Here is a 13,302-nt window from a genome sequence, read left to right on the forward strand (position 1 = left end):
CTCCCGCCGTCGCGGCTCAGGCGCCGCGGTGGATGTTCAGCCCGGCGAAGGACTGGCTGACCGGCATCATTTCCAGCGTGTTGATGTTGACGCGCGCCGGCAACGTCGCGACCCAGAACACCGACTCGGCGATGTCTTCCGGCGTCAGCGCATCGGCGCCTTCGTAGGTTTTGTTGACCTTGCCGTCATCGCCCTTGAATCGCACGTTGGAGAATTCGGTGCCGCCCACCAGGCCCGGCTCGATATCGGTCACGCGAATGCGCGTGCCGTGCAGATCGGCGCGCAGGCCCAGGCTGAACTGTTTGACGAACGCCTTGGTGGCGCCGTACACGTTGCCGCCGGCGTAAGGCCAGTTGGCGGCGGTGGAGCCGATGTTGATCACATGGCCGACGTTGCGCTCGACCATGGCCGGCAACAGCGCGCGCGTCATGTTCACCAGCCCCTTGGCGTTGGTGTCGATCATGGTTTCCCAGTCATCGGCGTTGGCCTTGTGCGCCGGCTCCAGCCCCAACGCCAGCCCGGCGTTGTTCACCAGCACGTCAATCTGACGCAGCTCGGCCGGCAGTGCCTCGATCGCCTGTTGAATGGCGGCGCGGTTGCGCACGTCGAGCCGCACGATGTGCAGCGCTTGGCCGAGTTCTTCCTGCAGCTCTTCAAGACGCTCAAGGCGGCGCCCGGCGGCGATCACCTGGTGGCCTTCACGGATAAAACGGCGCGCAATGGCCTCGCCGAAACCGGAGGTGGCGCCGGTAACAAAAATAATCATGTTGCTGTTCCTCAACTGTTTTTACCCTACATGCCTCTATCATTAGCACAAACCCGCAGGCAGTGGCAGCGGTTATCACGGCGGAAAGCAAAAAAGGTCACACCGGGCCGGCGGCCCGATGCTGATTAGCGCTGAGGCGGCAGGTGGTAGACCACGGCGTCATACTTGATGCGCTCGCAACGGCCGGCCAGCACGCCGCCCAGCGACTCGACGAGGCGGCGGCTGGCGGTATTCTGCTCGGCCACCGGGTAGAGAAAGTGCGGCGGCTGAAAGCGCTCGCTGGCCCAGCGCGCGATGCCCTGCACGATTTCGCGGCCGTAGCCCTGACCATGCAGGCTCTCTTTTACCCAGATGCCCAGCTCCGGGGTGTGGCTGCGCAAATTATGCGCGCCGCCGACCCCGACGAACTGCCGGTCTTCGCGCCGACGGGCGACGAAGATCACTTCTTCACCTTCGCGCATCAACGGCAGCCAGCCTTGCCAGACGTTGGCGAAATCCTCCGGCGACGCCTCTGGTTCAAAGGTCATAAAGCGCGTCAGAGTGGGGGTGATCGCCTGGTAAACATCGTCGGCGTCTGCTGCGGTAAAGGGGGCAATCAACAAACGGTCGGTGTCAACGCGGCACTGAGAAAGGTCATTGTGATTCATCTTATTCCCTCGCTTTTCAGGCCATAACGGCAAAAAATCCGCACCGGTAAATCGGGGCGGATCGTTGATATTACGCGCATTGGCGGCAGAAGCGACTTATTTTTCGCCGCTGCGGCGGCGCGGAGGAACGGCTTTATGTGACGTCGTCACGTTGATGGGAAAGACGGCGGGCACGGTTAACCGCGCCCGCCGTTGAGGATCAGAACTTCACCGAACCTTGCAGATAAATCGTGCGCGGCTGGCCGATGTACAGACCCTTGTTGTTGTCGTCATAGGCGCGGGTGAAATACGCGTGGTTGAACAGGTTTTTCACGCCGACGCCCAGATTCAGGCCGGCCATTTCCGGGCCGAAATCATAGGCGGCGCGCACGCCCCACAGCATATAGCCGGGAATGCGGCCGGTGCTGCCGTCGGCGCTTTCCGCCACGGTGTTGGCGTTGTCGGCGAACTGGCTGGACTGGAACTCGCCGTTAAGATTAAACGCCCAGTTGCCCGGCGTGTAGTCCAGCCCCATCGTGCCTTTATGCTTCGGCGAGAACGGCACCTGGTTGCCCTTGTAGCCGCCGTCTTCACGGATGGTGGCGTTGACGTAGGCGTAGCTGGCGTAGGCGGTCAGGTCGTCCAGTTTCGGCGTCAGCTGCGACAGATCGTAACGCAGGCTGCCTTCCAGCCCGGCATGGCGGGTTTTGCCGCGCGCGGTCACGCTGTCGGTCACCTGGTTGGAGTCGTACTGGTTGTTGAAGTTGATCAGGAACAGCCCGATCTCGCCGGTCAGCGCATCGCCGGCGTAGCGAGTGCCCAGCTCCCAGGTGCGCGCCTTCTCCGGTTCGATCTTGCCGCTGTCCACCGCTTTGCCCATCTGGCTGTATTGCACGGTGCCGAAGGAGCCTTCGGTGTTGGCGTACAGGTTCCAGTATTCGTTCAGGTGATACATCACGTTCAACGCCGGCAGCGGCGCGTTATAGCTGACGTCGAGGCGGTTGTTCTTGATGTAGTTGTTCTGATACGACTTGATGTACTCGTAGCGCATGCCCGGCGTGAGGGTCCAGTCGCCGATGTCGATGCGATCGTCGATATAGAAGGCGTGCGCCTCGGTACCGGACTGGGTGTCGCGATCGTACGGGCTGGCGGTGGACGGCAGCCTGCCGGTACTGGCTTTGCTGGTGTAGCGCAGTTCGTGGGTGGATTCGCTGACGTAGCGATAACCGACGCCGACCTCATGCGCCGAGTCGCCCCAGCGGAAGCTCTGGCTGTAGCGCGGTTCCACGCCGCGCACCCAGTATTCGCGCGGCGACAGCGTCAGGTTTTTACCCTGATCCAGATAGCCGCTGCGCAGGGTATAGGTGTAGAAGCTCTGCACGTCGAACTTGTGCTGCCGATCCGGCTGATACTGGTAGCCGAAGTTCGCCAACTGGCGGCGGCCCCAGAACTTGTCGTACGGGCGCGTCGACTGGAACGGGTTGGCGTTGTAGTCCGCCCGGCTCAGGCCGCCCGGCATCTCCGCTTCGCCTTCGTAGTATTGCAGCAGGCTGTTGAAGGTGTGCACCTCGTTCGGCGCGTAACGGCTTTTCAGCATCACGTCGTCGATTTTGGTCGCACTGTGCTCGCGCCAGTCGCTGCCGCGGGTGCCGGAGTAAAGCAGCGCCGCGCCGAAGCCGTTGTCGGCGGTGCCGCCGATCATCAGGTTGCCGGTGCCTTTCGGGTGATCCTGGCGCGAGGTCGGGCTGAGCTGCCCCTGCATGCCGGCCGCCATGCCGAAGGTTTTCGGGATGGCGCGGGTGACGAAGTTAACCACGCCGCCGACGCTCTGTGGCCCGTAGCGCACCGCGCCGCCGCCGCGCACCACGTCGATCGCATCCATATTGCCGAGCGAAATAGGCGCCAGCGACAGCTGCGGCTGGCCGTAAGGGGCGAAGGGTACCGGGATGCCGTCCATCAACACGGTGGAGCGGCTGGCGAGGCGTGGGTTGAGGCCGCGAATGCCGAAGTTCAGCGCCATGTCATGGCTGCCGGTGCCGTTGTTCTCCGGCGCCACCACGCCCGGCACGCGGTTCAACGCTTCGCGCACGGTGGTGGTGCCGGTTTTGACGAACTCTTCGCGGCGCACGACGTCGCGCGCGCCGGGGTGTTCGAACACGTCGATCTGGCGGCCTTCCGCCAGCCAGTCGCCGACCACGGTGATGTCCTCTTCCTTCTGCGGCTGCGGCAGTTTGGCCAGCGTGTAGCCGTTATTGCCGAGCGCTTTAGCCTGCAGGCCGCTGCCTGCCAGCAGGGCGTTCAGGCCGTCATCGACGCCGTAGCTGCCGCTCAGGCCCGGCGAACGTTTGCCGGCGGTCAACGCGCCGTCCACCGAGAGCGCGATGCCGGCGCGAGCGGCGAAAGCGTTCAGCGCGCCGTCCAGCTCACCGGCCGGAATGTGATAGGTGGCAGCGGCGCTGGAGGCGCTCGCCGTCAGCGGTGCGGCGAAGACCAGGCCAATGGCCACGGCCAGCGGCGTGGCCCGTTTTCCCCAAAGCGAAGCCGGCGCTCCCTTTCCCCAAGCGTTGTTCATACCTTCTCCTGAATCATTTTTTATTTATTGCTGCAGTGTTTTCCTGGGAGTCGGATGAGCAAAGCAAAAGGGACAATCAAGAATGCGATTTTTTATCATTTTCATTTAAAAAATTCAGGCGGGGACGATTTGCAGCCAATAGCGGGTAAAGCTCTGCAGGCGAACCGGCAGCGTCTGGCTGAGCAGGGCGAGGGCGCGATCGGTATCGTTGAGCGGGAAACTGCCGCTGACGCGCAGGCCGGCAACGGCCGGATCGCAACTCAGGTGGCCGCGCCGGTAGCGCGCCAGTTCGGCGATCACCCGGTCCAGCCGCCACTGGCTGACGCTCAGCACGCCGCGCAGCCAGCCGTCCTCCTGCACGGCGGGGTGTTTGTCGCCGAAGGCCGTCGCGCTGAAGCTGATCTGTTCACCGGCGTTCACCCGGCGCTGTTGTTGCGCGTTTTGCGCCAGCTGCGCCTCGACCGCATGCTCCAGCACTGTCAGGCGCGTTTCGCCGTCGCTCTCGCGCACCAAAAAACGGGTGCCGAGCGCGCGCATCGCCCCCTGCGGGCTTTGCACCCACAGCGGCCGGGGATCGCGTCCGGTAACCAGGCTGATTTCCCCGGCGTGCAGGCGGATCAGCCGTTGGCGATCGTCGTAATGCACGTCCACCGCGCTGGCGGTGTTCAGCACCAGCTGGGTGCCGTCGCTTAACACAATGGGTTTGATTTCACCGGTGGCGGTGCGGTAGTCGGCGCGCAGCTCCCGGCCGAGCGGCGACTGGTAAAGGAGGCCGCCGCCGCCCACGCCGAGTAACAGCAGCAGGCTTTTCAGTAGGGTGCGGCGGTCGATCGCGGATTGGCGGCCGGCGCGATCGAGCGCGCGATAGCTGAATTTGCCCGGCACGCCCTGCAGCTGGCTCTGCAACGCTTCGACGCGCTGCCAGGCCCAGCGGTGATCGTCATGCTGCTGGTGCCAGGCTTGCCACTGTTGGCGCTGGCGTTCGGTGACGCGCTCGTCGCACAGCAGGGCATACCAGTGTGCGGCCATTTTCAGCGCCTGGCGCTGCTCGGGGGTGATGGCGTTGCTCATGAATAAACGTCGTTTTCGAGGCTGAACAGCAGGCAATGCTCGGTGGCTTTGGCCATGTATTTTTTAACCGAGCTGACCGAAACGCCGAGGCGCGCGGCGATGTCCGCATAGCCCAGGCCTTCGAGCTGCGACAACAGAAAGGCCTGTTTTACCTTCGGCCCCAGGCCGTCGAGCATGGCGTCGATCTGCTGCAGGCTGTCCAGCAGGCTCTGGCGCTGCTCCGGCGACGGGGCGTAGCCTTCCGGGATCAGCGCCAGCATCTCCAGATAGGCGCGCTCCAGCGTTCTGCGGCGGAACAGATCGACCATCACCCGCTTGGCGACGGTGACCAGAAAATCTTTCGGCTCGCGCAGGGTCGCCGCGGCGTCGCCTTTCAGCAGGCGCATAAAGGTGTCCTGCGCCACATCGTCCGCATCGAACGCGCAGCCCAAGCGCCGGCGCAGCCATCCCTGCAACCAGGCGTGATGGGTGGCGTAGAGGCGCGACAGCGCGGCGTGCGGGGCAGAAGCGGTGGCGGACATGATTTTCGCATTGCTGGTCAAAAAGATGCGCGGATGATAATTGAGAATAGTTATCGTTTCAAGTTTGGCGGTTGTCCTCAGGCCGAGATTCAACCCCCAGGCGCGGTGTTGAAATAAGCCGTACGCCGTGAAGATATTCGCTTGCCCATTCAAGGTGCAGCGGCGCGGTGTTATTTTGGCAGGCAAACGGTTGCTATTGATCTGCCGGCGAAGCGCGACGTTTGCTTTATTCTTTTTTGCCGGTTAACTCCCCTTGGTTAATTAATATCACTTTGTTCTTTAAGGGATAATGTATTTTACGCCGTCAGCTGGCACGCGGCTTGCTATGCTTAAGCCGGTCTTGGCGTTTGGGTGACAAAGGCATTGTTTCATCGGCGCAGGTTATTACGCGGGTGAGGTGGGCCGGTCGCGACAAGGAAGAAAATAATGGCACTGCAATTCACCACGGCTATTCGTGGCAATTTTTTTGATATCTCAGCCTGTGTAGAGGCGCCGCAACAGCTTGAGGAACGCTTGCGGCATATTCCCGACGGTTTACTGCTGCTGAACGACGGCGTCATCGTCTGGTTCGGCAGCTGGCGGCAGGGCGAGGCGCTGCTGCCGCCGGGTTTCACGGTCACGGAGTATCGCGACAAACTGATCGTGCCGGGGTTTATCGACACCCACATCCACTATCCGCAAACCGAAATGATTGGCGCCTATGGCGATCAACTGCTGGACTGGTTAAACAATTACACCTTCCCGACCGAAAGCCGTTACGACTGTGAGCAGCACGCCGACGCGATGTCGGCCTTCTTTCTGCGGGAGTTGCTGAGTAACGGCACCACCACCGCGCTGGTGTTCGGCACCGTGCATCCGCGGTCGGTCGATGCGCTGTTCAGCCAGGCGGCAGCGATGAACATGCGCCTGATCGCCGGCAAGGTGATGATGGATCGCCATGCGCCGGAGGCGCTGCTGGAAACGCCGGCGCAGAGTTACCGCCAGACGCGCGAACTGATCGAACGTTGGCACGGCAAAGGCCGCCTCGGTTACGCCATTACACCGCGCTTTGCGCCCACCAGTACGCCGGCGCTGCTGGCGCAGGTGCAGCGGCTGCGTGAAGAATATCCCGACGTTTGGCTGCAGACGCACCTGAGCGAGAACCCGCAGGAAGTGGCCTGGGTAAAAGCGCTGTTCCCGCAGCACCGCAGCTATCTGGATGTTTACCACCGCTACGGCATGACCGGCGATAAAAGCGTATTCGCCCATTGCCTGCATCTGGAGGAGCAGGAGTGGGACTGCCTGTGCGAGACCCGCTCGGCAATCGCCTTTTGTCCCACCTCCAACCTGTTTCTCGGCAGCGGGCTGTTTGACCTGCAGCAGGCCTGGCGCAAGCGGGTGAAGCTCGGCATCGGCACCGACGTGGGGGCCGGCACCACCTTCAATATGCTGCGCACGTTAGGCGAGGCGTACAAGGTCGGCCAGCTGCAGCATTACCGGCTCTCCGCCGTAGAAGCGTTCTATCATGCCACCCTGGGCGGCGCCCGCGCGCTGGCGCTGGACGACAAAATCGGCAACTTCAACGTCGGCAAAGAGGCGGATTTCGTGGTGCTCGATCCGGCGGTCACGCCGCTGCAGCAGCTGCGCTACGCCAACAGCGCCACGTCGGCGGAGCAAGGGTTCGTGCTGATGATTCTGGGAGACGATCGCAACATTTATCGCACCTATGTGAATGGTAAGGTTGTTTATGAGGCGTCGCGCTGACGCAGCCGCGCCTGCAGCCAAACGCTGAGCGGTGCGACGGCGACGGCACTCAGCGCGCACAGCCATAACAGACGTTGCAAACTGAGCGGGGTGAGGCCGCCGCTCAGCAGCGCGGAGGAGAGCAAGAAGGCCACCGTGGCGCTCAGGTGTATCAGGGCGGTTTGCAGTACGCCGAAGGCGGCGCGTTGCCGATTGTCCGGCCAGCGCATGCTCAGGAAAGAGATCGCCACCAGCCGCGCATAGGCCGCCGCGAGAAACGCGACCATGAACAGTTCACCGCGATCGCCACCGCGCGCCGCCATCCACAGGCTGCCCAGCAGCAACAGCGTGGCGCCCACCGTCAGCGTCACGGCGCCAACGCGTTGCAACCAGCGGCCCGCCAGCACGGTCGCCAGATAGCCGGCCACGCCGCCGATGAGAAACAGCCAGGACAAATGCGCGTCTGCCACCTGTAGCCGCTGGGTGAGCAGCGGCGCCAGCACCGGGATCAGCAGCATCGGGCTGAACTGTGTCAGGCCGGCGGCGGAGGCGAACAGCAACAGCCGGCGATCGAGCGTGACGGGCGCGGCAGCCTGTGACTGCGGCGCATCCTTGGGAACAAACAGCGCCACCAATACGGCCGCCAGCAGACACAGTCCGCCGATAGCCGCCAGCGCGGCGCGCCAGCTTGCCACTTCGCACAGGTACAGCATGCCCGGCATGCCGACAATGCTCACCAACGAAAAGGACGCGATCACCGTCGCCAGCATTCGGCCGTGCAGCGCGGCAGGCGCGGCGTTGAGCAGCAGGCCGATCCCGACGCCCATCGTAGTGCCGCCCAACAGCCCGGCCAGCAGCCGCAGCGCCAACAACCAGTAAAACTGCTGGGTTGTGGCGATCAATAAGGTGGTCACGCCCAGCAGCGTGACGTTGAGCATCAGAAAGCGCCGCTTCTCAACGCCGCCGATCCAGAAAAATGCGCCGATGCCGGAAATCACCGCCGCCAGCGTATAGGCCGCGCTGACATAGCCGGCGAAGCTGACGGGCACGGAAAAATCGCCGGCCATGTAGATGAATATCGGGTTGAATACCATGTATTCCAGGGCATTGGTGAACTGAATAAAGGCGATGACCAGCGCTATCGCCGTCAGCTTTCTCGCGGGTGTCATAAGCATCCATGGGTTGCAGAGTCAGGCCGGCAGTGTAGCGCTTGGCGTTGATCGGGATTAGATGGTAGAAATGGCATGGTTTGTTATCAAATCAGGGATAATCATGCGCGATAAATTGGATTTAAACCTGTTACGCATTTTCGTGGCGGTGGTGGAGCAAGGCAGCTTCGTCGGGGCGGCGCGGGCGCTGGCGATGCCAACCTCCAACGTCAGCCGCTATATCTCTCAGTTGGAGCGCCAGCTTGAGCAGCGGTTGATCGAACGCAGCACCCGCTCGATGCGGCTGACGCCGAACGGCCAGTTGCTGCATGAACGCACCCAGCCGCTGCTGGCGTCGCTGGAACACACCGCGCAAACCCTCAGCGAGCGGCAGCAACAGCTGCGCGGGCCGCTGCGCCTGTGCGTGCCCAATGAAGTTGGGCCATACCTGTTGGGCGAGCCGCTGGCGGCGTTCGCCCTGCAGCATCCGCAGATCGAAATCAGCTGCGTGACCAACCTGGCGGGTATGACGTCGCTGCTCGACGATGTCGATCTGGCGGTGATGATCAGCCGGGGCATGCTGGACGACAGCGACTATGTCGCGCAGCCGCTGGCGTCTTTCCCCTGCATCGTGGTGGCCGCCCCGGCGCTGCTGGCGCAGTGGCCGCCGTCGTCGGAGATTGAGCAATTCACGCAATCGCCCTGTATCAGCACGGTGGATGCGCTGAAGGGGATGCCATGGCAGTTCGTCCGCCCGGACGGCAAGTTCGTTACCGTCCCGGTCAATGCGCGCTATCGCGTCAACAGCGGGGAGATGGCGCTGAAGGCGGCCTTGGCGGGCGTGGGATTCGCCATGCTTTCCGAGCTCGGCTGCCGGCCGTTTCTGGCCGACGGGCGATTGGTTGAGGTGCCGCTGACGTTGCCGCCGGCGCCACTGCAGCTGTATGCCGTTTACCCCGGCCGCCGTTATCTGCCGGCCAAAACGCGCGCGCTGCTGACCTTTCTGATACAACAGGTCGGCGAGGCGGCTCACGTCTAATCACTTGTTTTTGCTCAAACTGCCAACTGCCCTAAGCTAGGAGGTGACTCAGAGGGAGCCATTCCCCGAGACCTTATTCCGTGAACATGGAGGCGTTTCGATTTGATGCGTTTATCCACATTGCTGCTCGATCCGGCGGTTACGCCGCTGCATATTACATATGGCGAGAGATAGAATGAATAGCGTTATTTGATTAGGAGGCTCTTTATTGGTTTTTTATCGATATGCATAGTGATATACGGCTATGTGGCTGGGTAAGTGCGTAAAAAACATTGCATTTCTTCGGAACGCCCGATATCATAATGAGAATAATTATCTTTACGATATCGCTAATTAAAAACAACAGACCTGTTTTAATCTCTGCTGCTGTTTTTCGATATGCTTCCGCATTTTACGAGCCAAGGCTGGCTTGAATTTTATTTCTGGAAAGGGATGTCATGCGTGATTTGTTTCGACAGGAAGCCACGGATCATCAGCGGGCGAAATGGGCGGGTAAGGCTTTATTGATAAACGGCTTGCCTGCCTGGTGCTTTGGTCTTTTATCGTTTTTATTTATTCTTGTTTTCCTCTCTTTTCTTATATTCAGTCATTATACACGCCGCATTAATGTTTATGGTGAAATCACCACCTTCCCCCGCTCAGTCAACGTGTTTGCGCCCCAACAGGGTTTTATCTCGGAACGCTTCGTCGAAGTGGGGGATGTGGTTAAAAAAGGCCAGCGTCTTTATCAGATTGATGTCAGCCGAGTGACGGATAACGGGAAAGTGAGCGCCAATACGCGCCTGGCGCTTGAAAACCAGTTAAAACATGTCGACAGCATCATTCTAAAGTTGCAAGACAACAAGCGTATGACGCTGGAAAATCTGCGCGCGCAAAAAAAACAGTATGAATTGGCGCATATGCAGTCCAAACAGCTGTTGGATAATGCACGAGAGGGGGTGGCATTTGCTCAGGACAACATGCGTTCCTATAAGGAATATCAGCAACGCGGTCTGATTACCAAAGATCAGCTTAGCGGGCAAACCTATTCATTTTATCAACAACAAAGTCTGTTCCAAAACCTGCATAGTCAACACATTCAGGAGTCGTTGCAAATTACGAATTTGGAAAGTGACATCGTTACGCGCGCGGCAGATTTCGATAACCAAATTTCGCAGTACCAGTTTCAGCGCAATGATTTGCAACGGCAGTTAGCGGAAGCCGATGCCAGCGGCGCATTGATCGTGAATGCCCCAAGCGATGGCCGCATTGAGTCTCTCAGCGTTACGCCGGGTCAGATGGTCAATAGCGGTGACAGCTTGGTACAGATTATTCCACGTAATGGCGCGATTTATCAGCTAGTTTTATGGTTGCCGAACACCAGTGTGCCTTATGTTTCAGCGGGGGACGGCATTAACATTCGCTATGACGCTTTCCCTTATGAGAAGTTCGGTCAGTTTCCCGGCAGAATAGAAAGCATCGCTTATGTACCGGCCTCCATTCAAGAAATGTCAACTTACAGCAGTTCTCCCGTGCATCAACCCAGCGCGCAAACGGCATCTTTTTACAAGGTGACCGTTTCCCTGGATAAAACGCATATCAGTTACCAGGGCAAAGCGTTGCAGCTCACTAACGGCATGCGGGCTCAATCCACGCTGTTTCTGGAAGAAAGGCCTCTATATCAATGGATGTTCTCACCTTTCTACGATATGAAAAACAGCCTGATGGGGCCAATCAATGACTGAATCTTATTTAGACGCGCTAAAGGGCAAACTCAATTTGTCGCTGCGCCGCAAAGTGCCGCAGATCCTGCAAACTGAAGCCTCGGAATGCGGGCTGGCCAGTTTAGCGATGGTATGCCATTACCATGGTTTGCAAATCGATCTGTTTAATCTGCGCAGCCGCTACGGCTTTTCTTCACGCGGGGCGACGCTTTCCGCGTTGATTGACATCGCGAGCGCACTCAAGCTGCAATCCAGAGCGTTATCGCTGAATATCGATGAGCTTAAAGCGTTGAAAATGCCCTGTATTCTGCATTGGGACATGAAGCATTTCGTGGTGCTTGTCAGTGTCAGCCGAGGGCGGGCGGTGATCCATGATCCTGCCTTTGGCCGTAAAGTGCTGGAGTTGCATGAACTGTCGCGGCATTTTACCGGCGTAGCGCTTGAGCTATGGCCAGACAGTGAATTTCAGCCGATCAAACAGCAAAGCAGATTGCGCTTTCGTAAGCTGATGAGCAATGTGCGCGGCCTTAAGGGAGCCTTGCTAAAGATCTTCTGTCTGTCGATCGTGATTGAAGCGGTTAATCTGCTGTTGCCCGTTGGTACGCAGTTGGTCATGGACCATGTGATTTTGGCCGGCGATCATGATCTTTTAGCGCTGATTTGTATAGGATTGCTGTTCTTTATTTTATTCCGCACTGGCGTATCCATGTTGCGCTCGTGGATCTCTATCGTCATGGGCGCGTTGATAGACGTGCAATGGAAGGCGGGAGTGTTTGATCATCTGATGAAATTGCCGCTTTCCTTCTTTGAGAAGCGCAAGTTGGGTGATATTCAATCCCGTTTCGGCTCATTGGATACGATAAGAGCGACTTTCACTACCAGCATCGTCAGCAGCATTATTGATGGCATCATGTCTGTCGGGGTCTTTGTCATGATGCTGCTCTATGGCGGCTGGTTAGTTTGGGTGGTGCTCGGCTTTACGGCGATATACGTCATTCTCAGGCTGTCGACTTATCAACATTATCGGCAGCTGTCGGAAGAGCAGTTGGTGAAGGGCGCGCGGGCCGGGTCTCATTTCATGGAGACGTTATATAGCATCAGTACGTTAAAGGCGTTGGGGTTATCTGAAACTCGTTCACAGTATTGGCTGAATCTAAATGTAGAAACGATCAATGCGGGTATCAAGCTGACCAAGTTAAACATGATGTTTGGCGGTTTGGGGGCGTTTATTGCCACCTGCGATCAGGTGATCATCCTTTGGCTCGGCGCGGCATTGGTCATAGACAATCAAATGACGATCGGCATGTTTATCGCGTTTAACGCCTACCGTGGGCAGTTCTCGGAGCGTGCCAGCAGCTTGATCGACATGATGCTTCAGCTGCGAATGTTAAGCTTGCACAATGAAAGGGTGGCGGACATTGTGCTTTCGTCACCGGAACCGCAAATGCCCGCGCGTCAGCTCTTCACAAAAGGCAACGCCGCAGAGCTTCAGGTGCGGAATCTGCGCTACCAGTATGATCGTTTGGCGAAACCCATTATCACGGATTTGAATCTCAGCATTGCTGCGGGAGAAAGCGTGGCGATTGTCGGCCCCTCCGGCGTGGGTAAAACCACATTGATGAAGTTAATGTGTGGGTTGCTGTCGCCGGATGAAGGGGCCGTGCTGGTCGATGGTATGGATATCAGCAACATTGGCGTTAATAATTATCGCCAATGTATCGCTTGCGTGCTGCAGGATGACAAGCTGCTGGCGGGATCTATCGCTGAAAATATTTCAGGATTTGACGCCGAAATGGATCTGAAACGTATTGAGGCGTGCGCACGGCGTTGCAATATGCATGATGATATTCAAAACATGCCAATGGGCTACGAAACATTGATCGGCGAATTGGGGGGAAGCCTTTCTGGCGGACAGAAACAGCGTTTATTGATAGCCCGTGCGCTCTATCGTCGCCCCAGCATTCTGTTTATGGACGAGGCGACCAGCCACCTGGATCTCGATAATGAAACACATATTAACCGCGCTATTTCACAACTGAACATTACCCGCGTGATTATTGCGCACCGTCCATCGACGATTGCTTCTGCGGATAGAGTCATTCAACTCGGGTAACGTCAGCTTCGCTTCACCTGG

At 58.8% G+C, this 13,302-nt stretch carries 10 protein-coding genes; 4 read left to right on the top strand and 6 right to left on the bottom strand.

Annotated elements, in window-relative coordinates; all coding sequences use genetic code 11:
- Window positions 1-16 precede the first annotated feature (16 nt).
- From ydfG to fecI, 5 genes are all read right to left on the bottom strand, one after another.
- On the bottom strand, window positions 17-766 hold the full coding sequence (gene ydfG, locus ACTJJ6_RS04385; RefSeq protein WP_016927858.1) for a bifunctional NADP-dependent 3-hydroxy acid dehydrogenase/3-hydroxypropionate dehydrogenase YdfG: 750 nt from the start codon (window positions 764-766) through the stop codon (window positions 17-19).
- Window positions 767-891: 125 nt separating this feature from the next.
- Complete coding sequence (locus ACTJJ6_RS04390; protein WP_004938571.1) at window positions 892-1,413, bottom strand: GNAT family N-acetyltransferase; 522 nt, start codon at window positions 1,411-1,413, stop codon at window positions 892-894.
- Window positions 1,414-1,612: 199 nt separating this feature from the next.
- A complete protein-coding gene (fecA, locus tag ACTJJ6_RS04395; protein ID WP_440802214.1) occupies window positions 1,613-3,964 on the bottom strand; it encodes a TonB-dependent Fe(3+) dicitrate receptor FecA in 2,352 nt (783 codons plus the stop codon).
- Window positions 3,965-4,078: 114 nt separating this feature from the next.
- The gene (gene fecR, locus ACTJJ6_RS04400; protein ID WP_049298962.1) at window positions 4,079-5,035 is read right to left on the bottom strand and encodes a ferric citrate uptake sigma factor regulator FecR; all 957 of its coding nucleotides are present in this window, start codon (window positions 5,033-5,035) and stop codon (window positions 4,079-4,081) included.
- The gene (fecI, locus tag ACTJJ6_RS04405) at window positions 5,032-5,556 is read right to left on the bottom strand and encodes a ferric citrate uptake sigma factor FecI (RefSeq protein ID WP_033640439.1); all 525 of its coding nucleotides are present in this window, start codon (window positions 5,554-5,556) and stop codon (window positions 5,032-5,034) included. Before fecI ends, fecR begins: the two co-directional genes overlap by 4 nt.
- A gap of 426 nt (window positions 5,557-5,982) precedes the next feature.
- Here fecI and guaD point away from each other — a divergent pair, with 426 nt between their 5' ends.
- Window positions 5,983-7,299 carry a guanine deaminase gene (guaD, locus tag ACTJJ6_RS04410; protein ID WP_079449275.1) on the top strand — a complete coding sequence of 439 codons (1,317 nt, stop codon included), beginning with the start codon at window positions 5,983-5,985 and terminating at the stop codon, window positions 7,297-7,299.
- Here the strand turns inward: guaD and ACTJJ6_RS04415 are convergent.
- Window positions 7,281-8,447 (bottom strand): MFS transporter, encoded by a 1,167-nt coding sequence (locus tag ACTJJ6_RS04415; RefSeq protein WP_440802218.1) that lies wholly within the window; start codon window positions 8,445-8,447, stop codon window positions 7,281-7,283. The two genes, guaD and ACTJJ6_RS04415, sit on opposite strands and share 19 nt — an antisense overlap.
- Before the next feature lie 103 nt (window positions 8,448-8,550).
- Here ACTJJ6_RS04415 and ACTJJ6_RS04420 point away from each other — a divergent pair, with 103 nt between their 5' ends.
- From ACTJJ6_RS04420 to ACTJJ6_RS04430, 3 genes are all read left to right on the top strand, one after another.
- The gene (locus tag ACTJJ6_RS04420) at window positions 8,551-9,465 is read left to right on the top strand and encodes a LysR family transcriptional regulator (protein ID WP_033640432.1); all 915 of its coding nucleotides are present in this window, start codon (window positions 8,551-8,553) and stop codon (window positions 9,463-9,465) included.
- 437 nt (window positions 9,466-9,902) lie between these two features.
- On the top strand, window positions 9,903-11,189 hold the full coding sequence (locus ACTJJ6_RS04425) for an HlyD family secretion protein (protein ID WP_016927851.1): 1,287 nt from the start codon (window positions 9,903-9,905) through the stop codon (window positions 11,187-11,189).
- On the top strand, window positions 11,182-13,281 hold the full coding sequence (locus ACTJJ6_RS04430; RefSeq protein WP_016927850.1) for a peptidase domain-containing ABC transporter: 2,100 nt from the start codon (window positions 11,182-11,184) through the stop codon (window positions 13,279-13,281). Before ACTJJ6_RS04425 ends, ACTJJ6_RS04430 begins: the two co-directional genes overlap by 8 nt.
- Window positions 13,282-13,302: the final 21 nt, after the last annotated feature.

It is taken from the genome of Serratia sp. 22278, from assembly GCF_052045405.1.
In the GTDB taxonomy this organism is placed as follows: domain Bacteria; phylum Pseudomonadota; class Gammaproteobacteria; order Enterobacterales; family Enterobacteriaceae; genus Serratia; species Serratia marcescens.

What these genes read in the sequence shown, in the direction of transcription:
- ydfG (WP_016927858.1), bottom strand. Translation starts at nt 766, where the DNA reads ATGATTATTTTTGTTACCGGCGCCACCTCCGGTTTCGGCGAGGCCATT.
- ACTJJ6_RS04390 (WP_004938571.1), bottom strand. Translation starts at nt 1,413, where the DNA reads ATGAATCACAATGACCTTTCTCAGTGCCGCGTTGACACCGACCGTTTG.
- fecA (WP_440802214.1), bottom strand. Translation starts at nt 3,964, where the DNA reads ATGAACAACGCTTGGGGAAAGGGAGCGCCGGCTTCGCTTTGGGGAAAA.
- fecR (WP_049298962.1), bottom strand. Translation starts at nt 5,035, where the DNA reads ATGAGCAACGCCATCACCCCCGAGCAGCGCCAGGCGCTGAAAATGGCC.
- fecI (WP_033640439.1), bottom strand. Translation starts at nt 5,556, where the DNA reads ATGTCCGCCACCGCTTCTGCCCCGCACGCCGCGCTGTCGCGCCTCTAC.
- guaD (WP_079449275.1), top strand. Translation starts at nt 5,983, where the DNA reads ATGGCACTGCAATTCACCACGGCTATTCGTGGCAATTTTTTTGATATC.
- ACTJJ6_RS04415 (WP_440802218.1), bottom strand. Translation starts at nt 8,447, where the DNA reads ATGACACCCGCGAGAAAGCTGACGGCGATAGCGCTGGTCATCGCCTTT.
- ACTJJ6_RS04420 (WP_033640432.1), top strand. Translation starts at nt 8,551, where the DNA reads ATGCGCGATAAATTGGATTTAAACCTGTTACGCATTTTCGTGGCGGTG.
- ACTJJ6_RS04425 (WP_016927851.1), top strand. Translation starts at nt 9,903, where the DNA reads ATGCGTGATTTGTTTCGACAGGAAGCCACGGATCATCAGCGGGCGAAA.
- ACTJJ6_RS04430 (WP_016927850.1), top strand. Translation starts at nt 11,182, where the DNA reads ATGACTGAATCTTATTTAGACGCGCTAAAGGGCAAACTCAATTTGTCG.